This is a genomic window from Lapidilactobacillus achengensis (assembly GCF_003946655.1).
Lineage (GTDB): Bacteria > Bacillota > Bacilli > Lactobacillales > Lactobacillaceae > Lapidilactobacillus > Lapidilactobacillus achengensis.
The window spans coordinates 22,369-46,578 of sequence record NZ_RHOV01000006.1 but is presented as its reverse complement, the minus strand read 5'-3'; the positions used below and the strand labels follow the sequence as shown (position 1 = coordinate 46,578).

Annotated in this window: 23 protein-coding genes; 5 read left to right on the top strand and 18 right to left on the bottom strand. The window is 50.5% G+C overall.

What is annotated here, in order from left to right; genetic code table 11:
* Positions 1 to 366: 366 nt before the first annotated feature.
* The 9 genes from glmS to EKM94_RS04925 all read right to left on the bottom strand — a co-directional run bounded on the left by glmS (position 367) and on the right by EKM94_RS04925 (position 10,609).
* Complete coding sequence (gene glmS, locus EKM94_RS04965) at positions 367 to 2,181, bottom strand: glutamine--fructose-6-phosphate transaminase (isomerizing) (protein WP_125598394.1); 1,815 nt, start codon at positions 2,179 to 2,181, stop codon at positions 367 to 369.
* Between the two features lie 390 nt (positions 2,182 to 2,571).
* The gene (gene glmM / locus EKM94_RS04960; RefSeq protein WP_125598391.1) at positions 2,572 to 3,939 is read right to left on the bottom strand and encodes a phosphoglucosamine mutase; all 1,368 of its coding nucleotides are present in this window, start codon (positions 3,937 to 3,939) and stop codon (positions 2,572 to 2,574) included.
* An 18-nt stretch (positions 3,940 to 3,957) separates the two neighbouring features.
* Complete coding sequence (locus EKM94_RS04955; RefSeq protein WP_125598388.1) at positions 3,958 to 5,055, bottom strand: CdaR family protein; 1,098 nt, start codon at positions 5,053 to 5,055, stop codon at positions 3,958 to 3,960.
* Positions 5,052 to 5,912 (bottom strand): diadenylate cyclase CdaA, encoded by an 861-nt coding sequence (gene cdaA / locus EKM94_RS04950; protein WP_225422163.1) that lies wholly within the window; start codon positions 5,910 to 5,912, stop codon positions 5,052 to 5,054. The genes EKM94_RS04955 and cdaA overlap by 4 nt, the downstream gene beginning before the upstream one ends.
* A gap of 333 nt (positions 5,913 to 6,245) precedes the next feature.
* The gene (locus tag EKM94_RS04945; RefSeq protein ID WP_125598382.1) at positions 6,246 to 7,322 is read right to left on the bottom strand and encodes an ABC transporter substrate-binding protein; all 1,077 of its coding nucleotides are present in this window, start codon (positions 7,320 to 7,322) and stop codon (positions 6,246 to 6,248) included.
* Entirely contained in the window at positions 7,319 to 8,146 is an 828-nt protein-coding gene (locus tag EKM94_RS04940) for an ABC transporter permease (RefSeq protein WP_125598379.1), read from the bottom strand. The genes EKM94_RS04945 and EKM94_RS04940 overlap by 4 nt, the downstream gene beginning before the upstream one ends.
* Positions 8,124 to 8,957, bottom strand: a complete 834-nt coding sequence (locus tag EKM94_RS04935; protein ID WP_125598376.1) for an ABC transporter permease — start codon at positions 8,955 to 8,957, stop codon at positions 8,124 to 8,126. The genes EKM94_RS04940 and EKM94_RS04935 overlap by 23 nt, the downstream gene beginning before the upstream one ends.
* Positions 8,958 to 8,963: 6 nt before the next feature.
* On the bottom strand, positions 8,964 to 10,055 hold the full coding sequence (locus EKM94_RS04930) for an ABC transporter ATP-binding protein (protein WP_125598373.1): 1,092 nt from the start codon (positions 10,053 to 10,055) through the stop codon (positions 8,964 to 8,966).
* Between the two features lie 11 nt (positions 10,056 to 10,066).
* Positions 10,067 to 10,609 (bottom strand): helix-turn-helix domain-containing protein, encoded by a 543-nt coding sequence (locus EKM94_RS04925; protein WP_125598370.1) that lies wholly within the window; start codon positions 10,607 to 10,609, stop codon positions 10,067 to 10,069.
* A gap of 355 nt (positions 10,610 to 10,964) precedes the next feature.
* Here EKM94_RS04925 and EKM94_RS04920 point away from each other — a divergent pair, with 355 nt between their 5' ends.
* Complete coding sequence (locus EKM94_RS04920) at positions 10,965 to 11,990, top strand: acrylyl-CoA reductase family protein (RefSeq protein WP_125598367.1); 1,026 nt, start codon at positions 10,965 to 10,967, stop codon at positions 11,988 to 11,990.
* A gap of 237 nt (positions 11,991 to 12,227) precedes the next feature.
* On the opposite strand, the gene murB is transcribed toward EKM94_RS04920, so the two are convergent.
* A complete protein-coding gene (murB, locus tag EKM94_RS04915; RefSeq protein WP_125598364.1) occupies positions 12,228 to 13,151 on the bottom strand; it encodes a UDP-N-acetylmuramate dehydrogenase in 924 nt (307 codons plus the stop codon).
* A 553-nt stretch (positions 13,152 to 13,704) separates the two neighbouring features.
* Between murB and EKM94_RS04910 the strand changes: the two genes are divergently transcribed.
* Entirely contained in the window at positions 13,705 to 14,475 is a 771-nt protein-coding gene (locus tag EKM94_RS04910) for an exodeoxyribonuclease III (RefSeq protein WP_125598361.1), read from the top strand.
* Between the two features lie 5 nt (positions 14,476 to 14,480).
* On the top strand, positions 14,481 to 15,014 hold the full coding sequence (locus EKM94_RS04905; protein WP_125598359.1) for a 3'-5' exonuclease: 534 nt from the start codon (positions 14,481 to 14,483) through the stop codon (positions 15,012 to 15,014).
* Positions 15,015 to 15,341: 327 nt separating this feature from the next.
* On the opposite strand, the gene EKM94_RS04900 is transcribed toward EKM94_RS04905, so the two are convergent.
* From EKM94_RS04900 to EKM94_RS04885, 4 genes are all read right to left on the bottom strand, one after another.
* Complete coding sequence (locus tag EKM94_RS04900; RefSeq protein WP_125598356.1) at positions 15,342 to 15,872, bottom strand: GNAT family N-acetyltransferase; 531 nt, start codon at positions 15,870 to 15,872, stop codon at positions 15,342 to 15,344.
* The gene (gene tsaE, locus EKM94_RS04895) at positions 15,865 to 16,341 is read right to left on the bottom strand and encodes a tRNA (adenosine(37)-N6)-threonylcarbamoyltransferase complex ATPase subunit type 1 TsaE (protein WP_125598353.1); all 477 of its coding nucleotides are present in this window, start codon (positions 16,339 to 16,341) and stop codon (positions 15,865 to 15,867) included. Before tsaE ends, EKM94_RS04900 begins: the two co-directional genes overlap by 8 nt.
* Before the next feature lie 39 nt (positions 16,342 to 16,380).
* A complete protein-coding gene (pta, locus tag EKM94_RS04890; RefSeq protein ID WP_125598350.1) occupies positions 16,381 to 17,364 on the bottom strand; it encodes a phosphate acetyltransferase in 984 nt (327 codons plus the stop codon).
* Between the two features lie 74 nt (positions 17,365 to 17,438).
* Positions 17,439 to 18,158: a uracil-DNA glycosylase gene (locus EKM94_RS04885; protein WP_125598347.1), complete on the bottom strand. Its 720-nt coding sequence runs from the start codon at positions 18,156 to 18,158 to the stop codon at positions 17,439 to 17,441.
* Between the two features lie 306 nt (positions 18,159 to 18,464).
* On the opposite strand from EKM94_RS04885, the gene EKM94_RS04880 reads away from it, so the two are divergent.
* Both EKM94_RS04880 and EKM94_RS04875 read left to right on the top strand, forming a co-directional pair.
* Complete coding sequence (locus EKM94_RS04880) at positions 18,465 to 19,340, top strand: Cof-type HAD-IIB family hydrolase (RefSeq protein ID WP_125598344.1); 876 nt, start codon at positions 18,465 to 18,467, stop codon at positions 19,338 to 19,340.
* Positions 19,341 to 19,355: 15 nt separating this feature from the next.
* Complete coding sequence (locus tag EKM94_RS04875) at positions 19,356 to 19,880, top strand: LURP-one-related/scramblase family protein (protein ID WP_125598341.1); 525 nt, start codon at positions 19,356 to 19,358, stop codon at positions 19,878 to 19,880.
* Between the two features lie 173 nt (positions 19,881 to 20,053).
* On the opposite strand, the gene EKM94_RS04870 is transcribed toward EKM94_RS04875, so the two are convergent.
* From EKM94_RS04870 to EKM94_RS04855, 4 genes are all read right to left on the bottom strand, one after another.
* Positions 20,054 to 21,283, bottom strand: a complete 1,230-nt coding sequence (locus EKM94_RS04870; protein WP_164511108.1) for a chloride channel protein — start codon at positions 21,281 to 21,283, stop codon at positions 20,054 to 20,056.
* A gap of 77 nt (positions 21,284 to 21,360) precedes the next feature.
* The gene (locus EKM94_RS04865) at positions 21,361 to 22,356 is read right to left on the bottom strand and encodes an aldo/keto reductase (RefSeq protein WP_125598336.1); all 996 of its coding nucleotides are present in this window, start codon (positions 22,354 to 22,356) and stop codon (positions 21,361 to 21,363) included.
* 265 nt (positions 22,357 to 22,621) lie between these two features.
* On the bottom strand, positions 22,622 to 23,155 hold the full coding sequence (locus EKM94_RS04860; protein ID WP_125598333.1) for a GNAT family N-acetyltransferase: 534 nt from the start codon (positions 23,153 to 23,155) through the stop codon (positions 22,622 to 22,624).
* A 273-nt stretch (positions 23,156 to 23,428) separates the two neighbouring features.
* The gene (locus EKM94_RS04855; protein WP_125598330.1) at positions 23,429 to 23,950 is read right to left on the bottom strand and encodes a hypothetical protein; all 522 of its coding nucleotides are present in this window, start codon (positions 23,948 to 23,950) and stop codon (positions 23,429 to 23,431) included.
* Positions 23,951 to 24,210: the final 260 nt, after the last annotated feature.

The following is a 24,210-nucleotide window of genomic DNA, read 5'->3' as shown; positions in this document are numbered from 1 at the left end:
TTTATCGTTTAGTCTCATTCTACTAAAAGTTAGCAAAAAGTACAGTCCTATTTTGGTCCGATTTTGATAGCGGGCTTGGGACTGAGCCACTGGGGCAACCATGACCTGTAGTGACGAGTTCGGAGTGATCAGTATAGCCTCATAATCGACTTGATGCTCAGCGCTAACTGAATCCAACCCGCGTTAAAGGGGCTCTCGGCAAACTGGCACCGCTCCAAATTGAGCCCCCACACTAGCAAGAACAGTCATGGCAGTTTTTCCGGAAAGCAAAACAGCTTCCATTCCCAATCCGGCCACCCCACAGGCAGGCCAAGATTGGGAACAGAAGCTGATTTTAACGGCGGTTGTTCGATTTGCGAACCAAACTTACTCGACCGTCACGCTCTTTGCGAGATTACGCGGTTGGTCCACATTCAAGCCGCGCTGTAATGTGGCATAATAAGCCAGCAATTGACCGCACACCACTGTCACCAGCGGCATCAACTCGTCCGTCAAGGTGGGAATCACGATTTGGTCCCCTGCTTGTTGACAAGCTTCACTAGCAATCACCAGCACGTTGCCGCCTCGGGCCTTGACTTCCTGGACGTTGCCGCGAGTATGATCGGCGGTTGCCTGCTCCGTGATAAAGGTGATCACGGGCACACCTGGTTCGATCAAGGCGATGGTTCCATGCTTCAACTCGCCCGCCGCGAAACCTTCCGTATGAACGTATGAGATTTCCTTCAACTTCAAGGCCGCTTCCAAACTAACGTCATAATCAATGCCGCGACCCAAGTAAAAGGCGTCGGTAGCGCTGCCCAGATACTCGGCGGCCAACTGATCCCAGGCTTGGTGGTTGTCCGTGATTTCATCCATCGCATTGGCGGCCAAGGCCAATTGACCGGCCAAATCAAAGCTTTGCGCCGCCCCAAGCTGGCGCCTTTCCCCCACGGCTTTGGCCAAAACCGCCTCAACAGCGATTTGGGCGGTGTACGCCTTGGTCGAGGCCACAGCGATTTCGGGACCGGCGTGAAGGAGCAAATGGTAATCAGCTTCTCGTGCCAAGGTCGAATTAGCGACATTGGTGATCACTAGCGTGGGTAACCCCCGGCGCTTGGCTTCAACCAGAACTTGCCGACTATCGGCGGTTTCCCCACTTTGGGATAAGAAAATAAAGAAAGGTTTGGCGGAAAGTAAGGGCCAATGATAACCAAACTCACTGGCGACCCCGGCCTCGGCTGGGATCTGGGCATAACGTTCAAATAATCGTTTGCCCACAAGGCTAGCATGATAGCTGGTCCCGGCGGCCACAAAGTAAAGCCGATCAGCCTGAGCCACATGTTGGATCAAGGCTGGATCAATGGCGATTGGCTGATCCACGGGTAAATAGTGCTGGCTGATCCGCCGCATCACCGCCGGTTGTTCATCGATTTCTTTCAACATGAACGTGGGATAAGTGCCTTTGCCAATGGCGTCCGCTTCAACCTTGATCTCGATCGGTTCCCGCCCCTGAGTGTCACCCTGCTGGTCCAAAATCGTCACGTCGCTTGCCCGCACCAAGGCCATTTCACCATCGCGTAACTCCAAGTAATCAGTGGTCAAGTCATAAGTCGCCAGAGCGTCAGAAGTGACCACGTTATAGCCTGCTGCCAACCCGATCAACAAGGGGCTTTTGTTTTTGGCGACGTACAGGACTTCTGGATCCTCGCGATCGACCAATAGCAGCGCGTAGGAACCGGCCAAGAGGCTCAACGTTTTCTGGAAAGCGGCCAAAGTGGTCATGGCTTCTGCTTCGACAAAGTGCGCGATCATTTGGACGATCACTTCTGTATCGGTTTGACTGGCGAAAGCTTGATCCGCTAAATATTGTTCTTTCAGTGCCGTGAAATTACTGATGACCCCATTGTGCACTAAGTAAAAACGCTTCGAGCCGGAGAACTGCGGATGAGCGTTGGCCACGCTAGGTTGACCATGCGTGGCCCAACGAGTGTGGGCGATCCCGATCCGACCTTGAACTTGCGGGCCAACTGCCGCCTCCAACGCAGCGATCTTGCCAACGGTTTTAACCAAATAATCTTGGCCATCTTGATCATTGACGTAGATGCCGGCGGAATCATAGCCGCGATACTCCAGTCGATTAAGCCCCTTTAACAAAATCTGGGTCGTTGCCCCAGTTCCGATCGTTCCAACAATTCCACACATGTCTAATCACCTTTTCATAATTGGTATATATCATTTTTTAGGTTAAATCTTGGTAACAAATGAAATAATATCGCTATATTATCGAGTTGTCAAGAAAATGTTTTGAATTGGTATATCTAAATTAAGATAATTGGTATTGTTAAAATAGTCACGCCGCGAAACTCAATTTAAGGCAAAAAAGGGCTAGAACGCTTGGTGTGAAATCAACTTTCAACGCCAAAAATTCTAGACCCAAATAAAAACAGCTAGCGGCTTGTGGTTACGCGCTAGCTGTTGCTTGATTGTGTTTGATGCAGGGGAGCCCCCCTTGCCTGCCCACGGTTTACCGGTTCAACGCGGCACCAGCGCCGGCGGGACGAACAATCGTGAGAACCAAGGCATGTTGTCGTGCTATTCTTGCACGCCGATTTCGTTGCGGACAACATCGGCGATCTGATCAACATATTTGTCAACTAGATCTTGGGTCGGCGCTTCAGCCATGACCCGGAGCAAGGATTCCGTGCCGCTTGGCCGTACCAAAACGCGGCCATCGCCGTTCATTTCCTTCTCAACGGTATCGATCGCGGACATGATTGTGGGATGATCTTGCCAACTCTTCTTGTCGGTCACTTTGATATTGACTAAGCGTTGCGGGTAGGTCTTGACCGGCGCCGCCAACTCAGACAGTTTCTGACCCGATTGCTTCATAATGTTCAGCAATTGGATCCCCGTCAACATACCATCACCAGTATTGTGGAAATCGGACATGATAATATGGCCAGACTGTTCGCCGCCTAAATTATAGCCATTGGCCCGCATTTCTTCGACAACATAACGGTCGCCAACTTGAGTCTGAACAGACTTCAACCCCGCCTGTTCGATAGCTTTATACAAGCCGATATTGCTCATTACGGTGGTGACGATCGTGTCTTTCTTCAAACGTCCCCGTTGGGCGAAATGAGTGCCCAGGATATACATGATCTTGTCACCATCAATCACCGCGCCGGTTTCATCGACAGCGATACAGCGGTCACCATCCCCGTCAAAGGCCAGACCTAAATCAGCGCCAGTCTCCACAACTTTTGCGGCTAATTTCTCGGGATGAGTGGAACCAACATGATCATTGATATTCAGACCGTCTGGCGACGTAGCGATCGTGGTGAAATCAGTCTCCAGATCAGCGAACAAACGATTGACGAGCCCACTGGTCGCCCCATTGGCCGCGTCCAAAACGATCTTGATGCCGGAGAGGTCGTCAGGCACGGTTTGTTCGATGAATTGTAAGTATTTCTGGGCAGCTTCCGGGTAATCGTCAACGGTTCCTAGGCCCTGTGCGGCGGGACGTGGCAAGCGATCTTCCGCGGCATCCAGATAAACTTCGATTTCTTCTTCTTCGCTGTCCAACAGCTTAAAGCCATCAGACCCAAAGAACTTGATGCCATTATCTTGAGCCGGATTGTGTGACGCCGAGATCATGATTCCCGCGTCAGCGCCTTGCGCCCGCACGAGATAAGCGACGGCTGGCGTTGTGATCACGCCTAATTTCAAAACTTCGATTCCTACCGATAACAAGCCGGAGATCAAGGCATATTCCAATAGTTCACCTGACGCTCTGGTATCACGGGCCACTAAAACGCGCGGAACTTGGTGATCCGACTCCTGCTCGGCGTGTTGGGTCAAAACATAACCACCAGCGCGCCCTAATTTAAATGCTAATTCCGGAGTCAATTCTTTGTTGGCGACACCGCGCACACCATCAGTACCAAAATATTTTACCATTGTTCTCTCTCCTCTTAACTATTCAGAATCTGAATCTGTTTCGGTTTCATCATCGGCAGATGAGCCACTGGATGTTGAACTTGAGCTCGATTTAGAGCTTGATGTTGACTGACTTGATTTACTGGAGCTACTGGACGAGCTACCTTCGGAATTACTCTGGGTGACCTTAATATTAACGGCCACAGACTTCGGATCGATCGCGACAACCCCATCCGGCTTAGCCAAGGTGATGGTCTTTTGCACCGTTGCCGTGATATCACTAACATCGATCGGCATGGTCAACGTGTTGGGCAAATCAGACAAAACGCTTTGCGGCGCTGAAACGGTCACTTGGGTCACCGAACTGGTGAACGCATACAGTAAACCATCTTGCCCATCGCCGTCCTGACTGAAACTCAGGGTCAGTTTCTTGGTTGGTAATGAGATCGGCAATTCGACATGGGCCGTTTGTGGGCTCATTAACACATCGACTTCTTTACCATTCTTATCCAACGCTTTGAGCATGACCTCTTGTTCGTAATTCGCTTTGGTATTCGCGCTAAGATCAAGATCGGCCACGACTTGTTTGACCCGTTTCACCTCAGACTTCGACCCCGAAACACGGACCGTTTCTGGACTGATCGTCGGCGTGCCCACCAAATAACCATCGGCGACGCGATTCGAATTAAAGTTGACCTGGATCGGCAAAGTTCGATCAGACCGGGTTTGAATCTTAACTTTCGTAGATTCTGGTTTGACCGAGAAATTTAACGATGAGCTCAAACCCGAAATTTTGATTTTAACAGTGTGCGTGCCGGTTGACAAGTCACGCAGGTCGATATACGCTCGGAAATTCTGCATATTCTTCGTGCTGGCCACCAGCGCCTTAGAACCGGAAATCGTCACGTCAACCTTTTCAGGATAGCCGGTAACGAAATATTTCTCAACATCAGCTTCGACCTGTAACGAGACGCGCATGGTTGTTTTGGTCTGCGCGATGGCGGTTTGCTCGCTGTTTTGCCTTTGATCAGATATGGTTGAACCCAAATTGTTCGATTGAACGTAGACAAACAATAAGACGGCCAACCCTAAGGAGAGAACGCGATAAACCCAAGGACGATTGAAAAAATCTTTCATTTCTTGGTCTCCTCCTCCTTCGATTGTTTCGGCTTAAAGAAGCCCAGGAAGTTCTGCCACCAATTGTTTTTCACTTCTGGTGGGTCGAGATGAACATGAAGAAACTTCAAATAATCCTCTCGGCTCAAATTATGCATCAATTGGCTATTCTTGGTGATCGTGACCGCACCGGTTTCCTCAGAAACAACCAAGGTCAAGGCATCGGTCACCTCGCTGATCCCCACGGCGGCTCGATGCCGCGTTCCTAATTCTTTCGGGATCATATTGCTTTCAGACAATGGCAAATAAGCCGCCGCAACAGCAATCTTGTTGTCGCGAATGATCACCGCCCCGTCGTGAAGCGGGGTGTTCGGAATGAAAATGTTGATCAATAATTCGCCGGAAACGTCTGCATCCAAAGGAATCCCGGTTTCAATATAGTCTTCCAATCCGGTATTCATTTGAATTGTGATCAAGGCACCGATCCGCCGTTTCGACATGTACTGGATCGCCTTGTCCAGCCCCTCGATCAAGTGATTGGCATCGTCATTCTCCTTGTGACCCGTCGCGAAAATCTGATTGCGTCCTAATCGTTCCAACGCCCGCCGAATCTCAGGCTGAAAAATCACGACCAGCACGACCACCGACCAGTTGATTGCCTGATCAACAATGTACGACAGCGCGTGCAAATTCAGGACATAACTGACCGCTTTGATAGCGATAATGATCAAGATCCCGTTGAACAACTGCACCGCCTTGGTGCCCCGTAGCAACATGATGACCTTATAGATCAAGAACCAAACCGCGAGAATATCGATCACATTCATTAAATTCTGCCAAACAAAAATCGAGCTCCAGTTGATACTTGCTAGACTCATGATCATCCTCCTTGCATCATGATAATTAATTATACCATGTTATCATAACTTCGGTAGTTTACAGTGTAAATTGCGCGCACGATCACAGCAAACTTAGCCGCTTCTCCTGGTCAACAGTCCGCAACGGTCCGCCCCAATCAATCCACCGGTTACCAAAAAATCACCTGAACCGACTGGGGTTCAGGTGATTGATGAATTGCGGATGAAACGTGCTGATCGCAACTGACTTCTGCGCTTAGCGACGCTCTGGTTCTGGAAGCAAAGTGCGGCTTCCAAAACAATTGCTAGGCTAATGATCAAAAGCAACCCGGCTCGCTCCGCACTCTCTTGTAGCTATTGCCGATACATTTTAAATTTCAAGAAAAGATCATTGTATTGTTCAACCTTTGTCGCGCCCAGATCCTGATAAACTTCCAACTTCTCAACGGTGCTCAATGGCGGATAGAACTGGCGATCATCCCGGATCTTTCGCGGCAAAAGCGCTTTGGCGGCCTTGTTCGGCGTCGCGTAACCAACATATTCAGCGTTTTGGGCCGCATTTTCCGGCGCCAGCATAAAGTTGATGAAAGCATAAGCGGCCTTTTGATGCTTGGCCGTTTTGGGAATGACCATGTTATCATACCACGCGTTGCTCCCCTCACTGGGTACCACATAGTGCAGATGCTGGTTCTGCTCGATCATTTCCGCCGCTTCCCCTGACCAGGTCACAGCCAAGGGCGCCTCGTTTTGAATCATGTAAGTCTTGATCTCGTCGGCCACGATCGCTTTAACATTGATCGAAAGCCGGTCCAACTTCCGCGAAGCCTGGTTCAAGATCGCCGTGTCAGTGGTATTCACCGATTGCCCTTGCGAAATCAGCGTCATGCCCAGAATATCCCGGGCGGAGTCCACCAACATCAAGTCGTTCTGCCATTTAGGCGCCCAAAGATCGTCCCAATGTTGCACCTCACTGGCCTTGACCTGCTGATCATTGTAGATGATCCCCAAAGTTCCCCAGAAATAAGGAATCGAATAGCGATTACCACGATCAAATGACTGATCAAGGAAATGCTGATCCAGATATTTGAAATTAGACAGCTTCTGCTGATCGATTGGCAGGAGCAATTTGGCCTTCTTCATCTTCTCGATCATGTAATCGCTAGGGATGGCCAAATCGTAGGCGGTGCCCCCTTGCTTGATTTTGGTAAACATCGCCTCATTACTGTCAAAGGTTTCGTATTGCACGTGATAGCCCGTCTGTTTCTCAAACTTCTTGAGCAGCGCCGGGTCAATGTAGTCACCCCAATTGTAAAGATTCAGGGTATTGGCTTGGGTGGTCGCGCCTGCTTGCGCCGACAATTGCTTACTGCCAATGAACAAAACCCCACATAGAGCCAAGATCGTCGCCATCATCATCATGATTTTCTTCATCTTAGCGTCACCTCCGCCTGTTCGTGGCGTTTCTGCCGTTGTCGGCGACTGCGGGAATATTGGTTGACGAAATAATAACCGACCACCAACAACAAGGCGAAAATGAACATCACGGCGGATAACGCGTTGATTTCCAGGCTAATGCCTTGCCGCGCGCGCGAATATATTTCGACAGACAAGGTGGTGAACCCATTGCCCGTCACGAAAAAGGTGACCGCGAAATCATCCAGTGAGTAAGTGAAGGCCATGAAGAAGCCGGACAAGATGCCTGGGGTAATGTAAGGAATGATCACCCGCCAAAAGGTCTGAGCCTTGCTAGCGCCTAAATCCTGGGCCGCGTTCAGTAAAGCCGGATCCAGTTCATTGACCTTGGGCAAAACCATTAACACCACAATCGGGATCGAGAAAGCGATATGACTGACCAAGACTGAGCCAAAGCCTAGGCCAATGCCCAATGAGGTGAAGAGAATCAAGAAACTAGCGCCAATGATCACATCCGGTGAAACCATCAAGACATTGTTCAACGTCAGTAACGTCGAACGGGTCGCGGCCTTCTTGTGCCCAGAAATGCCCAAAGCGCCAAAGGTCCCCACGATCGTCGCCACCAAGGATGACAGTAGCGCGATCAGTAAGGTGTCCAACACAATCACCAAGATCCGCTGATCAGAAAACAAGGTCCGATAGTGCTCCCAGGTAAAGCCGGTAAAATTATTCATATTACCGCCGGCATTGAAGGAATAATAGATCAAATAGAAGATCGGCGTATACAAAATAATAAACACCAAAATCAAGTATAACGAGCTAATGCGTGGCTTTTTCATCATCCAAGACCTCCCGCCGTTTCTTCTTCCGATCATTGGTCAGAATCATGATCACGAACATCATCACGATCAAGATCACGCCAATGGTTGAGCCCATGCCCCAGTTCATTGTCGTCAGGAAATGTTCCTCGATCGCGGTGCCTAAAGTGATCACACGATTACCGCCGATCAACCGGGTCAGCATGAATAAGGATAGTGAGGGAATAAAGACAGCCTGAACCCCCGCCTTGACCCCACTCAAGGTCAAGGGGAAGGTCACCAGACGGAAGGTTTGCCAAGGACTGGCGCCCAAATCTCGGCTGGCGTTTGGCAAAGCCGGATCCAATTGCACGATCGCGTTGTAGATCGGCAAAATCATGAAGGGAATTTCAATGTAACTGGCTACCAATAAGAAGCTGAAGTCTGAAAACAGAATCTGCTTCGGACCGATCCCAATGAACATGAGGAAATGATTGACCGCCCCAGCGCGACTGAACAATCCGATGAAAGCGTAGGCCTTCAGCAACAAATTGATCCATGTAGGCAAAATAATCAACAATAACCATAACTGTTGATGCTTCAGCCGACTTAGAATATACGCCGCGGGATAACTGATCAACAAAGTGATCACAGTGATCAAGAAAGCATACCACAAGGAATTCAGCGACATTTTCAAGTAGACCGAAGATGAACCATAGGTCAAATAGTTCTGGATCGTGAAATGACCCTGTCCATCAGTTAGGGACTGATAAAGGATCAAGAGTAGCGGTGCCACCACAAACAACGCGATCCAGAGGAAGTAAGGCACCATAAAAAACTGTTTGCTTTTCTTCATGAACGCTCAATCCTCCTCGTACTGCTCCAACCGCGCGTCAAAATCGGCCTCTTTCTCACCAAAACGCATGACGTGGATATCTTCTGGCTCGAAGGTCAAACCAATCTCCTTACCATCACGAACTGGATTGGTGGAGTGGATCAGCCATTCGTTCCCGTCGGCGTCGATCCCAATGATTTCGAAATGGTCGCCACGGAAAAGTTGCGTATCGACTTTGACGACTAATTTGCCCTGATCAGCGGTGGTAATATCCAGATCCTCCGGCCGTAGCACCACTTCCACCGCCTCATTGGCGCGCATCCCTCCATCAGCACATTCAAAGGATTTGCCCACGAACTCCACTTGATAATCGGCCAACATTTTCCCAGGTAAGATATTGCTCTCGCCAATGAAGTTAGCGACAAAATGGTTGATCGGCTCATCATAAATATCCACCGGCGTGCCACTTTGGAGCACCTTGCCATTATCCATCACAAAGATCTCGTCACTCATGGCCAGCGCTTCTTCCTGATCATGGGTCACGAAAATAAACGTGATGCCCAACCGTTGTTGCAATTCGCGCAATTCGTACTGCATATCTTGCCGTAACTTCATGTCTAGCGCCGACAACGGCTCATCCAATAACAGCACCGCTGGCTCATTGACGATCGCCCGCGCAATCGCCACCCGTTGTTGCTGGCCCCCAGACAGTTCGCTGATTTCCCGATTGGCGTAACCAGGTAGCTGGACCAGCTTAAGCGCGTCAAGAACCCGGCGCTTGATTTCCTTCTTCGGGCGCTTCTGTAACGTTAAGCCAAACGCCACATTATCAAACACATCTAAATGTGGAAACAGCGCGTAATTCTGGAAAACCGTGTTGACCTTGCGCTGGTTCGGCGGTAACTCATTGATCAACTTCCCATTGAACAACACTTGCCCTTGCGTCGCGTTGGTAAATCCCGCGATGATCCGTAAAATCGTTGTTTTTCCAGAGCCAGATGGGCCTAGTAGGGAATAGAATTTACCCTGTTCGATGGTCAAATTAATATTTGTCAAAGCCACGAAACCATCGTCGTACTGCTTCGTGATGCCCTTTAATTCAATGATCGGTGTTGCCATTACCCTGCCCCCTATAAATATGATGCGGTGGCCACTAGCAAGAGTGTGACCGGTTTTGCCGTTGTATTCGTCAGCTGGTGCGGATTAGTCGCCGTGAAATAAAGCGATTCGTGCGCTCGAGCGTTGATCACTTCATCGCCTAAATGTAGACCAACGCTGCCCTTAAGCACATAAACAAACGTTTCCGCCGGTGACGGATCAAACGCTTTGAATTTGCCGCCAGGTTCGATCGTCAATAAAACCGGCTCCATTTCCCGTTCGTTGGAATCATTGATCAACCAACGCAAATGATAACCTAAGCCCTCATCCACATGATCAACTTGCTGATCCATTCCGAATAACACCGTCGCCTGACTAGGTTCTTCAGTGAAGAACTCCGCCAAGCTGACGCCCAGCACCGTTAAAATATCGGTCAAAGTGTCCACCGTTGGCGACGCTTGATCGTTCTCCAATTGCGAGAGATAGCCCTTCGTCAGATCCGTTCGTTCGCCCAACTCTTCTTGCGTCAGGTTCTTCATCACCCGCAAAGCCCGTAATTTCTGCCCAAATGCCATGCTCGACCTCCCTCTGTCTGCTGCCAAGTTGTCCATTTTCTAATCATTAGTAAACAAAAAGTTATCTAACTTTGAGTTTACCAAAACTTCACTCAGTATAACTGATTCCCCAGCTTCTGCCAAGTATTTTGAACAAAAGCGGCTGGTTTTTCTCACGGATTCCCGACTATTCTGGACGCGCGGGTACCTTCGCTCGATCGGCACCGTCATTTGAGCGCCTGGGCCACCAGACCACCACCAGACGCTGCCTAGTCAGCACAGCTATTTCAGGTTATAATACGAATAGAAGAATGCGCTTCATCTGTTGGCCAAGCAGCCCAGATGAGATAACTAACAGCGCACCGAAGGAGAAACTATGCAGAAAAAAGCTTTAGTCGTTGAACTGATCGATGACCAACCGGTAGCCAGCCTCACGAACCGCCCAGTGACAACGTTGGCTCCTGATCACGTCCGCGTGCAGATTGCTTATAGCGATATCAATTATAAAGACGCGCTGGTTCTGAAACCACGTAGCGGTGTCGTCCGCGACTTCCCGCGGGTCCCAGGGATTGATTTCAGCGGTTGGGTGATCGAATCAACGGATCACCGTTTTCAAAGCGGCGATGCCGTTGTGGGCACCGGTTGGCAAATTGGTATCCAAATTGACGGCGGCTATCAAGAAATCATTGATGTTCCTGGAGATTTCCTCCATCCTTTGACTGGGAAACGCACGGTCCAAGACGCGGCCTTGATCGGAACCGCCGGGGTCACCGCGGCTATTGGCTTAACGAAAGTGCTGGACAGTCGAGCGATGGCGGCTAAGGACACGCCGATCCTGATCAGTGGCGTTACCGGTGGCGTCGGCGGCTGGCAGTTGGCGATCCTGGCCCAATTGGGTTACAGCAATATCACGGTCGTCACCCGGCAAACGGCGCTAACTGAGCGATTGACCACCCTGGGCGCGGCGCAGGTGATCGATCCAGCCGACTTACAATTGACCCCGAAGAAACCATTGGCCCGCCAAAAGTATGCGGTGGTGTTCGATAATTTAGGCGGTGATTTCTTAGCCGATGTCTTGGCCCAAGTCCAGAGTAATGGTCAGGTCGTCAGTAGCGGTAACGCCAGCGGCATCAAGCTGACCACAACCGTGCTTCCTTTCATTCTTCGTGGGATCACCTTGCATGGTGTCGATTCGGTCAATTACCCGACCAGCGATCGCGAAGAATTATGGCAACTCTTCGAAAACAATTTCTGGCCGGCGGCGGACAAGCGCCCTACTTTCACAGAAATCGGTTTGGATCAACTGTTGGAGGTTTTGCAAAACTACACCCAAACCCCGCATCATCAACGCGTCTTAGTGAAATTACGCAGCCGTCGTCCTCGCAAGATTCAACCTAATTAGGCTTGAATCGGCTCCACACCAAACAAAAAAAGAGAAGGCCTAATTGATCGACTTTCTCCTGACTAACGGTAAAAAAGCCCCGTTTTGGTGGGCGTTCAAGGCGCAGATGACTCTGCGAATCCAGCGAACGCCGCCAAGTACGCGGCTTTTTTTGTTATTTTTAGTTTTGCGTGGCTCAGCTTAACTTAGTGTAACCAGCGGACGAAGTTGACCCACTTGGGACCGGGCATGGCGCCTTTACTCGGCGTTTTGAGCAGAGATCGTTTCTGGCTCACGACCAATGATGCGCACCTCAGTTTCCAAGCGAACTTGGAACTTGGCCCAAACCGTTTGTTGGATCAACGCGATCAGCCGCAAATAATCCGTCGCCGTGGCCTGATCGATATTGACGATAAAACCAGCGTGCTTCAACGAAACCTGGGCGCCACCAATGATTTTGCCTTGCAGGCCGGCTTCACGGATCAACGGCGCGGTATAGTGATCAGGTGGGCGTTTGAAGACACTACCGCAAGAAGGCAACTCCAGCGGTTGGTGACTGGCGCGCGCCGCATTGAGTTCATCCATTTTTTGGCGAATCGTTCGCCGCTCGCCAGGCCGCAGCGCAAAGGTCGCGCTCAAAACCGTCAAGACCTGCTCCTGAATCACGCTATGCCGATAGCTGAAATGAAGGTTGGCCCCGCTGATGCGCCGCAGGTTTCCGCGCTCATCCAGCACGTTGATACTCGTGATCACATCACTGACCTCGCCCGAATAGGCGCCAGCGTTCATGAAAACCGCGCCGCCAACACTGCCCGGAATGCCAGCCGCGAATTCTAGTCCAGTCAGCCCAAACTGATAAGCGGCCTCGGAAACGGCCATCAACGGAGCGCCGGCGCTGGCGACCAAGTTCAACCCTTCATGGCGAATATCGTCGATCCGCGTCAACAAAATCACCAGCCCCGCTAAGCCACCGTCGCGAATAATCAGATTGCTCGCATTGCCGATAATGGTGACCGGGATCTGCTTTTGATAAGCGCGCTGCACCAAGGCAGCCACTTCTGACTCCGTTTCGGGGAAGGCCAGCAATTCCGCCGGTCCCCCTGTCCGCGTGAAAGTATAGTCGGACATCGGCGCATTGGCCTGAATTGGAATATTCAAATCAGAAAATAATGAATTTAACATCAACGATCGGATCCTTTTTTTGATTTAGATTTCTTAACTTAGATTTCTTTGCCATGATCAACGGACGCCCCTGTCCAACTGGTGGGTCGCAACCACCACCAGCCAATCACGCCAGCCCCCAAATCGACCCCAAGTAAAAATCAATTTGGCCAGCGTTCGGCTTTGTCTCCTTCAATATCTTACCAAATAATCAGCTAAATAACTATCATCAGCCTAGCCCTCACCAGAAAACTGGCGCGGCAGGCTTCCAGAATTCTGGCTAGGCTAATGCTCAGAAGCTGACCGGGTCGGTTCGCACTCTTTTGAAACGTGTTCACCGACCCAGCTTCCTCCGCTTAGCTACGCAATTGTTCCGGAAGCAAAGTTCGGCTTCCAAAACAATTGCTAGGCTAATGCTCAGAAGCTGACCGGGTCGGTTCGCACTCTTTTTTCTCAGCGGGGATGACGAAAATTTGGTAAACTAGAGGGTGGCTTGGTGATTGCGCTGGCGTGAAATCTGGCGCCGGCGATCACCACGATTTCCAAAAATCAATCAGCAGGGAGTTAGCGGAAAATGAAGTTTATTTCTTGGAACGTGAACGGCTTGCGCGCTGTCCTCAAAAAAGATTTTATCGACACCTTTAATCAATTAGACGCCGATTTCTTCTGTCTGCAGGAAACGAAGATGCAGGCGGGGCAAGTCGAGTTGGATCTGCCTGGTTATCAACAATATTTCGATTACGCCCAGAAAAAAGGCTATTCTGGGACGGCGATTTTCACTAAACATCCGCCGTTAAGTGTCCACTATGGGTTGGGCATCGCCGAACACGATCAAGAGGGGCGCGCGATCACCCTGGAATATCCTAATTTCTACCTGATCACCTGCTACACCCCGAACTCGCAAGCCGAATTGAAACGCCTCGATTACCGGCTTAGCTGGGATCAGGCTTTCCGCGCTTACGTGGGTGACTTGGCCACCAAGAAAAGTGTCATCTTCTGTGGGGACCTCAACGTCGCCCATGAAGAGATCGATTTGAAAAATCCCAAGACAAATCGGCGCAACGCCGGTTTCTCAGATGAGGAGCGGCAAAGTTTCACCACCCTTTTGGACGCTGGCTTTACAGACACCTTCCGCCATTTCTATCCAGATCAAAGTGGCATTTATTCTTGGTGGAGCTACCGATTCCACGCGCGGGACAACAACGCCGGTTGGCGGATCGACTACTTCGTCACTTCTCAAGATCTGACGCCACACCTAAAGGATGCCCGCATTCTCACCGACGTTTACGGCTCTGATCACTGTCCGGTGGAACTGCTCACCGATGATTTAGGAATTGAAGGATAGCCATCATGAATTTTACAGCAATTGATTTCGAAACAGCCAATCCGCGCCCAGAAAGTGCTTGTTCTTTGGCCTTGGTCGTGGTGCGCAACGATCGAATCGTCAACCATTTCTACACCTTGATCGATCCACAGGCGGAATTTAGCTATTGGAACACCAAGGTGAACGGATTAACTGCCCAAATGGTCGCCGGCGCGCCAACTTTCGCCACCGTTTGGCCGCATATTGCCCCATTGTTCTCAATGGACCAACTGGTGGTGGCTCATAACGCTCGCTTTGACGTGAAGGTGCTCCAATCAACCCTGACCCACTACCAGATCGAGCCGCCCCACTTTCTAACCTTAGACACGGTCAAAACCAGCCGCCGCTTCTACCCGGAGCTGCCGAATCATAAGCTGAACACCGTGGCCGATTATTTGCAGTTGGACCTGGTCAACCATCACCACGCTTTGGCTGATAGCTATGCTTGCGCCCAGATCTTGCTCACGGAGGCCCAGCAATTTGGTCCAGCCCTTTTGCGTAAAATGGTCACCGTCGCCTAATTCACACTACTAAAAAACATGACCCAGTCACTTGACCGGATCATGTTTTTTTTGAAACGTGTTCGCCACCCCAGCGCTTTCTGCTTAGCTACGCAATTGCTCCGGAAGCAAACTGCAGCTTCCAAAACAATGGCTAAGCTAATGCTCAAGCACTACCCGGGGTGACTCACACTCTGTTTTTGAAACGTGTTCGCCACCCCAGCGCTTTCTGCTTAGCTACGCAATTGCTCCGGAAGCAAACCCCTGCTTCCAAAACAATGGCTAGGCTAATGCTCAAGCACTACCCGGGGTGACTCACACTCTGTTTTGAAACGTGTTGGCCGACCCTCAAAGTATTCGCGCCATTAAGATGGTGTCGAGCCACTGTCCTGAAACCGCGCGATAACTTTCAACCAAATGACCTTCTTCTTGAAAGCCAAACGTCTGATACAACCGCCGGGCCGCCTGATTACGCTGTTGCACTTCCAATTGGATCCGATGCAAGGGCGCTTCCTGTTCCGCCCAATCCAAGGCTGTGGCCATCAAAGCCCGGCCTAAGCCTTGGTGCCGGTAGTCCGCGGCCACGATCAAACCCAGCTCGGCGACCTGAGCGATCGCCGTCTCGCTACTAGCGGCCAACCGCAAGTAACCAATCAATTCCTGTTCCGGCGCCCACGCCAGTAATAACAAATTGTTAGGCGCCACCGCGATTGCCGCCAACTGATCGGCCAAGCGGGGCAAGCTCATGGTCAGCGTGGCGTCGTCCCCCGTGATCAAATCACAGGGCGCCACCTCCTGCCGCCAAAACGCCTGTAAAGCCGCCGCGTCCTCAGGCTCCGCGCTACGCAAAGAAACTGTCACATCATGCGGCTCAGTCATGGGGTAACCCCGCTTGCAACCGTTGTAACAGCACTTGTGACTGCGGCCCCGTGGCGGTCAACGTGAACTTCCGTTGATCATCGGTGTCAGCCACCCGCTGGATCGCGACCGCCAAATGATCAAGTGGCAGTTCATCACCGCCGAACTGCGGCCATTCCACCACGCAAACCCCTTGCCCAGCGAAATATTCCTCCAAGCCAAGCTCCGCCGGCGAGCTATTTTCCAACCGATATAGATCCATATGAAATAGCGGTAGGCGGCCGGTACGGTATTCACGAATAATGGTGAAGGTGGGACTTTTGACTGGGCGGGTAATGCCTAGCGCCGCAGCCAACCCTTTGGTAAAGGTTGTTTTGCCGGCGCCGAGATCCCCGTTCAGCAATAAAACATCGCCGGCCGTGACCTGCTGACCAAACAACTGGCCCACCGCGATCGTTTCTTCAGCGTTTCTTGTTTGAAATTGCAAAATTGTTCTTCCTTTATTGATCCAGAATCAGTGCTGAAATGATTATTGCAGAGATTGCGCCGCGGTGATGATCGCCAATTTATAGACGTCTTCTTCGTTAGCGCCCCGAGAAAGGTCGGAAACAGGCTTGTTCAAGCCTTGCAAAATCGGTCCGATCGCTTCGAAATGACCCAACCGTTGCGCGATCTTGTAGCCGATATTGCCTGATTGCAGTTCTGGGAAAACATAAACAGTCGCTTGCCCAGCCACTGGTGAACCTGGTGCCTTTTGCGCGCCAACTGATGGCACATAAGAAGCATCGAATTGTAATTCGCCATCGATCACATATTCCGGCGCCAATTCTTGAGCGATCTTAGTCGCTTCCGCCACTTTATCTACTTGTGGTGATTTCGCTGACCCTTTCGTCGAGAAACTCAACATGGACACTTTAGGGTCAATGTCGAATAACTCTGCGGTCTTCGCTGATTGAACCGCGATTTCCGCCAATTCCTGCGCGCTAGGATCGATATTGATCGCGCAATCAGAGAAGAGATAACGTTCTTGGTCCCGTCCCCGCTGCATGATGAACGCGCCTGAAGTCCGGGAAACACCAGGCTTGGTCTTAATGATCTGTAATGCTGGTCGGACTGTTTCCCCAGTTGAATGAACGATTCCTGAGACCATCCCTTCAACTTCACCTAAATAGACTAACATGGTCCCGAAATAATTGCCATCACGCAAAATCGCTTGGGCCTGTTCCTCGGTTGCTTTACCCTTACGACGTTCGACAAAAGCCGCCACCATTGTTGCGAAATCAGCTTCAGGATAGGTGTTGGGATCGATCAAAGTCAGGTTGCCCACATTAAAGCCATTATTGGCCGCCACATCCTTGATCCGATCAATCGGGCCCAGCAGAACTGGATCTAAGATCTGATCAGCTTTGAGCCGGACCGCCGCGCCAATGATCCGAGGTTCGACCCCTTCTGGGAAAACAATTTTAATATTTTTGCCGTTGATTTTTCCTTTTAAACTCTCAAATAAATCCATGAATAATTCCCTCCGTGAGAAAGCGTTTTTACATACAGCTTCCATTCTACCGCGTTTTCGCCGTTTCGCCTAGCCTAATTCGCTGGATCCTGTGGTTTTTTATCTGCCAGTGGTGGCACTGGCGCTGACGGTAGTTGCCAATCGATCGGCTGTTCCCCATAGCGTTGTAAGGCCGCGTTGGTCTTGGAAAAAGGCTGCGAACCGAAGAAACCACGATAGGCAGATAAGGGGCTGGGATGGGCCGATGTCAAAACGGTGTTGCGCGTTTCGTCGATCAGCTCGCGCTTGGCCCGAGCCGCCGCGCCCCACAAAATAAACACCACCCCACCACGCTGCGAAAGCGCCTTGATTGCCTGATCCGTCAACATTTCCCAACCACGCCCCCGGTGCGAGTATGCTTGGTGGGCGCGCACCGTCAATACCGAGTTGAGCAATAGGACCCCTTGATCTGCCCAAGCCTTCAAATAACCATGCTGCACCGGCCGCGCGCCCACGTCAGTAGCCAGCTCCTGGTAGATATTCCGTAACGACGGCGGAATCGCGATTCCCGGCCGAACGGAAAAACTCAAGCCGTGAGCCTGCCCCGGTTCATGATAGGGATCTTGCCCTAGAATCACCACTTTCGTATCAGCGAAGGGGGTCCAGTCAAACGCTTGAAAAATATGATACATATCGGGATAGATGGTCTGGTTTTGGTATTCTTGGCGCAAGAACTGGTGCAACTGCGCATATTCTGGAGAAGCGAAAACGGGTTCAAGAATAGCTTGCCAGTCATTAGGAATCAATTGTTTCATGATAAATTTAGGCGGAACCCCCTCAGTTCAGTCTGAGAAGGAAAACCAAACCCGAACTAACATGCGTCAGTTCAGCGACTTGGACTTCCCGCCGGCCCCTTTCTTTTTTAAACGTGTTCACCGCCCTAGCTTCCTCCGCTTAGCTACGCAACTATTCTGGCGGCATAAATCGCCGCCAAAATAGTCGCTAGGCTAATGCTCTGAAGCTGATCCGCTGATCAACTCCAGATAATAGTTAGTGGTGGTTGATACAATATTGTTCAACTCTATGCTACACTAAAATTAACTCTATAAGAAGGTGATTTTTTGATTTCAATCATAGCATCAGACATGGACGGTACTTTATTGAATGATCACATGGAGATCTCACCGAAAACAGTTGCGGCGATCCAGAAGGCTCAAGAAGCGGGCATCGAGTTTATGGTCGCCACTGGTCGAGGCCTGAGCGAAGCCAAACCAATCCTGCAACGAAGCGGTCTTCATCCTGCTTACATCACCCTGAACGGTGCCCAAGTTTATAATGCCGCGGGGGAGCTGGTCGTCTCCGAACCCTTGCCCAAGCAGTTGGCTCAAGAATTGGTCGCCCTGCTCAAAACGCGCCAGTTTTATTTCGAGCTGGTGACAAATCGGGGGATCTTCTCGGAAAGTAAAGTCCGACGAATCCAGCACGTGGCCGATCTGTTGGTCAATTTGAACCCCGACACCTCCTACAAAATCGCCGTCGCCCTGGCCGCCGCGCGCCTGGAGATCGTCAACATCAACTATGTGACTGACTATCAACAATTGGTCGACGACACCACGATCCAAATCATGAAACTGATCGTGTTCTCCGAGGCGGGACCGGATGCTTTCGCCAGCATCCGTGCTAAATACGCTGGCAGCGAAGCGTTGGTGATTACCTCTTCTTCACCAAACAATATCGAAATCAACAGTATCAAAGCGCAGAAAGGCCTCGCCCTCTTGGATTACGCCCAACAAAAAGGTGTGCCCGCCGCAAATGTCATGGCGATCGGGGATAATCTCAACGATTACTCCATGATCGAGGCCGCTGGCGTGGGGGTGGCCATGGGCAATGCCCTGCCAGCGATCAAGAAAATCGCCAGCTTCACCACCGCCACCAATCTGAATGATGGCGTGGCCGAGGCAATCAATTGGGCGCTGGCCCATGATCACGATGCATAGGGCTGGGCTGCGCCAATGACGATCTATTATTTACTCAACCAAACGATCGGTGGCATCAACAGCCAGTTTGTTTTCGACCAAGATTATCATCCGATCATGATCATTACCGGCCGTTTTGGGTTCAACCAAGACGGCCTCCAGCTGTTGACCATCACCGGGCAATATGTGGGCAGTGTCACTCAGATCCGTCGCAAACATTTGACCACGTTCCACATCGAAAAACAAGGCCACGAAATTGGGCAAATGAATCGATTAAGCGGTGTTTGGCACCAGTTCGCTTTTGTATCCGGCCTGAATTGGACGATTCTGGGTTCCGTCGCCAACAACACTTATCAAGCGACCCATGGTGTTCATCAAATTTTCAGCACGGAGCCGACCATCGCCAAGAAGAATCTTGATGGCCTCAAATTAACCGTCGCGGCCAACCAAGATCAAGCCGATGTCTTCCTGGTGGCGGCCACCTTGAATCAATGGGTCTTGTGGTCCCAGCGTAAGCCGCATCACCTGATGGATCCCTTTATGAATATCGCTACGAATTAAAGCGGCCGCTTGACTTGGTCTGCGGCCAGCACAGACAGGCTTAGCGCCATTTATTAGCACAAAAGCGCCACCATCATGAATGAGGTGATCCCCCCAGCCAAACTGGGGCGGCACACTTCACTCTGACGGTGGCGCTTTTTATGATCGACGTTGACGCTGACATCTTCCTCGGCTTAAGCGGGTTTGGCGGTCAGGTGCGTCAGGCGCCGCTGAACGAGCCAGAACACCCCACTGACCACCGCCAGAACCGGCCATAGTTGCCAAGGAAAGAACAAGGCCACGAAGAAGCCGCCTAACCAAGGCGCTTGAAAAACGGTCACAACGAGACTGATCGCTGTCACACTCACCACGAATAAGGCATCAAAGCGCGGTAACAATTGCGCCAAAACAAAACCTTGGGTGATGGCCGCAAAAACAATCGGAAAGATATCGCCACCGCGCCAACCGGTGTTCAAGCAGATCAGCAGGAGCAGTAATTTCAAGAGCACCGCAACTTCCAACCAACCTGGGGAACGTTTCAAGCCCAGAATCGGCGCCAGACTCAAGGCACTTTGTCCGGAGAAGAGCAGATGGGGCGCCCAAACACCAATCGCAAAAATCGCCAAGCCACCTATCGTCGCCTTGGCGATCGGACGATTTTGCCAAAAGTCGAACCACTGGGTAAACTGCCGACTCAGCCAGCGATAACCGACGCCCAGCGCGCCACCGAAAATCATCAAGGGCAAGGCTAACCAAAAGTCGGACCACTGCCAATTCGTTGGCCCCATTTTGACCACGAAAGACGGCAACCCCGCGGCCCGCATCAAAACGACAAAGGCCACGATCCCATTCATAATAAAGGTGGCGATCAAGAATCGTTTCTGCTGCCGCTGACCTAACTTGGCCGCCGTCGCCTGATCAAAGGGGAGTAAATAGCGATGCGGTGTCAGTAAACAGCGCCATCTTTGCCCCAGACTTAATTTGTGTAAGGCTGGATAGCGGAAGAAATAATAGCGTAATTTGTCGGCCTGCCAAACGGACAACGCCACGGTGGTACTCAAGAGCCCCGCTTCCGGCCCGACTCCAGCGCCAAAAATCAGGATCACCAGGGCCATCAGCAAGTTGCGACCAACGTGCGAATACGCCAATCGACTCGTTTGCCGCAACGTGTTCAAAGCACGCTCTGCCGTTAAGGGCAAGTCCGGTCCCCAATAGCGATGGCCCAGGCCCACTAGGACCGTGCCCACCGCCACCAATAGAAAAACCCAGCCGCCGCGCGGACCAAGTTGCTGCGGCAAATGTTGCCACAACAACGCGGTTAATTGCTCAACGACGATAATATAAATGAAACCGATCACGCCGATCAAAGCGCTCAAGAACAGGCCGTAGCCCAATAATCCAATTTTACCTTGCCAGCGTGTCATGACACTCACCTGATTCATCTAAAATCAATTGATCCTACTTGTCCGATCAAACTTGTTCGACCACACTCGCGCAAAAACTATTGCGCTTGGGCCAACGTTTGGTCGATTTTCTGTAACTCTTCGGGGCTGAAATCCAAATGATCCAAGGCTTTCAAGCTATCCTCCAGTTGGCTCAAGCGAGACGCGCCCACCAGCACACTGGTCACCGTTGGCTGCCGCAAATTCCAAGCCAATGCCATTTCCGCCAAAGACTGGCCCCGCTCAACGGCAATTTGATGTAATTGCCGAACCGTGGCCAGCGTCGCCTCCACATTATCCGGTTGTAAAAATGGACTTGAAGAGCGAGCGGCCCGCGAATCAGCTGGGATCCCGTTCAAATAACGCTCGGTCAAGAGCCCTTGCGCCAGGGGACTAAAGGTGATTGCGCCTAGGTGCTCGGCCGCTAGCACGTCAGTCAACCCTTGTTCGATCGAACGGTTGAACATATTATACTGCGGTTGATGAATAATAAAAGGTGTCCCCAACTGTTTGAAAATCTGGGCGATTGCTTGGGTTTGTGCGGTGGAATAATTGGAGACGCCAATATATAACGCCTTACCTTGGCGAACCAGCAAGTCTAAAGCCTGAGCCGTTTCCAACAATGGCGTGTCAGGATCGGGACGATGATGGTAGAAAATATCCAGATAATCCAAGCCTAAGCGTTGCAAACTTTGATCACAACTGGCGATGATGTTCTTCTTAGAACCCCACTCCCCATAAGGACCAGGCCACATATAATAGCCAGCCTTGCTAGAAATGATCAGCTCATCGCGATAACCGCGCAGATCTTCACGCAAGATCCGCCCGAAATTCCGTTCGGCCGAACCAGCTGGTGGTCCATAATTATTCGCCAAATCAAAGTGCGTGATACCACGATCGAACGCTCCAAAAATAATTTCTTTCTGGTTTTCGATCCGGTCCACATCACCGAAATTATGCCATAAACCCAATGAAATCCGGGGCAGCTTTAACCCTGACGCGCCCACGCGCTGGTAAGGCATTGACTGATAGCGTTTATCACTTGCAGCGTACATGAAATTCCTCCTTTTTTGAAACGTGCTGCGCGACCCAGCTTCTTGCGCTTAGCTACGCTAGGATTTGGGAGGCAAGGACCTGCCTCCAGAAACCTAGCTAGATTAATGCTCAAAGTCAACCCGTTGCGCTTCACACTGTTTTTATTGCTGGTCTAAGTATAAGCGACTCCAGGGAGAAAAGAAAGCGCTCAAATCAAAGTGTTACTAGCAAAAAAGCGTTCAACTTGAACAAAGAAGTTGAACGCTTTTTAGTTTGGCCAATCTGCTAGACGATGGGTCGTTGTAAATGCTCATAGCGATGTGCGCCAATCATGATCTCACCGGTTTTGCGGAAGCCATGATGACTGTATAGTTGCTTAGCCTTCGGATTTCCCAGATCAACATTCAAACTGATCACGGTTTCGCCTTTTGGGGCTAACCAAGTGGGCAGGAAATCAAGCAACTGTCCACCGATGCCCTGACCTTGAGCGGCTGGGGCAACGGCTAAAGAATCCAAATACCATTCGCCTGGTTGGGTCTCCACATCTTTGAACAGCTGCAAATCCTCTGGTAACCCTAGTTCGCGCAAAAAAGGCCGTAACGCATCGTCAATGGTCGCTTCTTTGGCCGCAGGGTAGCCCACGCAGATGCCTAATACTTTCTGCGTTTGCTCATCAACGTAAACCAACATTTGTTGATAACCATAACGATAATCAGGCGCTGCGAACGCTGCTTCAAATAAAGCTTCGATCTGTGCTTCACCAATCGCTTGAACTTCAGGAATTTCCATGTCATGAATGATCTGCATCAAAATTGGCATTGCTTGTGGCGCATCAGATAAAACTGCGGGACGTATCAATTTTGTCACCTCAAAAAACTATTTTTTTGAATACCCAGCCAATTCTAGCAGATTTTGTCAGAAAGTGCCCGCCGATATTTCACTTCTTCCGCTTGTTCAAAGTAAGAACTCCCCTATCGTCCCTTGTAGGTTCTGCGCTTCGGCAAGTTTCATTAGTGTGCTACTTTTTAGCATAATGTGGTTGTTCAAACAATGCAACAGACAGTTTCGCGATTTTGTTCGTTTTTTTGACACTTAGGCCGAAGTGTCTAAATCAAAGCTTTGTAAGCGCAACCGAATTCGCCACAATTCCTCCTTAAAGTCGCTGCAAGTCCAACACTGGATCTCACCAACAAGGGCGCCACAAAGTAGACTCAGCTGACGCCAACAACAGCAATCAGATGTGAGCGGTTCGTCGGGGCGATAATGGGGCCAGATCACCGCAACCAACTGCTGACGAAACCAGCAGATTTTTTGTGGACCCGAGCCCAACTCATATAGATTACGCACTAAAATTTGATTATGGCGTACATAATTCAAAACAAAATCCACTGCTTCCGGCCAGGAGAAGCGAGCCAGCCGCATGGGGCGCAAAACTTCATTTTCAATGGTCGTGGAGAAAACATCGCGCAAGCCACCATCAAAGTGTTGGTAGAATGCTGACCGAGAGATCTGCGTTTTCGCAATTAGTTCGCTGGCTGTATAACGGCGTAAATAAGCCCCGGACAGGTCCTGACGGGCAACACCACAAACCGCATTGACGAGCAACTGTGTCATTATCGATCACCTACTAGTTAGAATAAAACAGTTTCATGAATATAATTATTTAAATGTAACCGCTATCTAATGTTAGCGTATTTGGTTCAAAATCGCAATCACCTAATAATTACTGTAAATAAACGCATTTTTTGCGGATTTACTGACCAAAAAACTTGTCTAAATTTGAAATCGGTCAAGACTTTACCCACAAAATGTTGTAATATAAATCTAGACTAATCTGTTATCTTGTGGTCGAAAAACATTTTTCTAAAGGGGCG

What these genes read in the sequence shown, in the direction of transcription:
- glmS (WP_125598394.1), bottom strand. Translation starts at nt 2,181, where the DNA reads ATGTGTGGAATTGTTGGAACGATCGGAACTGGGGCAACGACCCAGATT.
- glmM (WP_125598391.1), bottom strand. Translation starts at nt 3,939, where the DNA reads ATGGTAAAATATTTTGGTACTGATGGTGTGCGCGGTGTCGCCAACAAA.
- EKM94_RS04955 (WP_125598388.1), bottom strand. Translation starts at nt 5,055, where the DNA reads ATGAAAGATTTTTTCAATCGTCCTTGGGTTTATCGCGTTCTCTCCTTA.
- cdaA (WP_225422163.1), bottom strand. Translation starts at nt 5,912, where the DNA reads ATGAGTCTAGCAAGTATCAACTGGAGCTCGATTTTTGTTTGGCAGAAT.
- EKM94_RS04945 (WP_125598382.1), bottom strand. Translation starts at nt 7,322, where the DNA reads ATGAAGAAAATCATGATGATGATGGCGACGATCTTGGCTCTATGTGGG.
- EKM94_RS04940 (WP_125598379.1), bottom strand. Translation starts at nt 8,146, where the DNA reads ATGATGAAAAAGCCACGCATTAGCTCGTTATACTTGATTTTGGTGTTT.
- EKM94_RS04935 (WP_125598376.1), bottom strand. Translation starts at nt 8,957, where the DNA reads ATGAAGAAAAGCAAACAGTTTTTTATGGTGCCTTACTTCCTCTGGATC.
- EKM94_RS04930 (WP_125598373.1), bottom strand. Translation starts at nt 10,055, where the DNA reads ATGGCAACACCGATCATTGAATTAAAGGGCATCACGAAGCAGTACGAC.
- EKM94_RS04925 (WP_125598370.1), bottom strand. Translation starts at nt 10,609, where the DNA reads ATGGCATTTGGGCAGAAATTACGGGCTTTGCGGGTGATGAAGAACCTG.
- EKM94_RS04920 (WP_125598367.1), top strand. Translation starts at nt 10,965, where the DNA reads ATGCAGAAAAAAGCTTTAGTCGTTGAACTGATCGATGACCAACCGGTA.
- murB (WP_125598364.1), bottom strand. Translation starts at nt 13,151, where the DNA reads ATGTTAAATTCATTATTTTCTGATTTGAATATTCCAATTCAGGCCAAT.
- EKM94_RS04910 (WP_125598361.1), top strand. Translation starts at nt 13,705, where the DNA reads ATGAAGTTTATTTCTTGGAACGTGAACGGCTTGCGCGCTGTCCTCAAA.
- EKM94_RS04905 (WP_125598359.1), top strand. Translation starts at nt 14,481, where the DNA reads ATGAATTTTACAGCAATTGATTTCGAAACAGCCAATCCGCGCCCAGAA.
- EKM94_RS04900 (WP_125598356.1), bottom strand. Translation starts at nt 15,872, where the DNA reads ATGACTGAGCCGCATGATGTGACAGTTTCTTTGCGTAGCGCGGAGCCT.
- pta (WP_125598350.1), bottom strand. Translation starts at nt 17,364, where the DNA reads ATGGATTTATTTGAGAGTTTAAAAGGAAAAATCAACGGCAAAAATATT.
- EKM94_RS04885 (WP_125598347.1), bottom strand. Translation starts at nt 18,158, where the DNA reads ATGAAACAATTGATTCCTAATGACTGGCAAGCTATTCTTGAACCCGTT.
- EKM94_RS04875 (WP_125598341.1), top strand. Translation starts at nt 19,356, where the DNA reads ATGACGATCTATTATTTACTCAACCAAACGATCGGTGGCATCAACAGC.
- EKM94_RS04870 (WP_164511108.1), bottom strand. Translation starts at nt 21,283, where the DNA reads ATGACACGCTGGCAAGGTAAAATTGGATTATTGGGCTACGGCCTGTTC.
- EKM94_RS04865 (WP_125598336.1), bottom strand. Translation starts at nt 22,356, where the DNA reads ATGTACGCTGCAAGTGATAAACGCTATCAGTCAATGCCTTACCAGCGC.
- EKM94_RS04860 (WP_125598333.1), bottom strand. Translation starts at nt 23,155, where the DNA reads ATGCCAATTTTGATGCAGATCATTCATGACATGGAAATTCCTGAAGTT.
- EKM94_RS04855 (WP_125598330.1), bottom strand. Translation starts at nt 23,950, where the DNA reads ATGACACAGTTGCTCGTCAATGCGGTTTGTGGTGTTGCCCGTCAGGAC.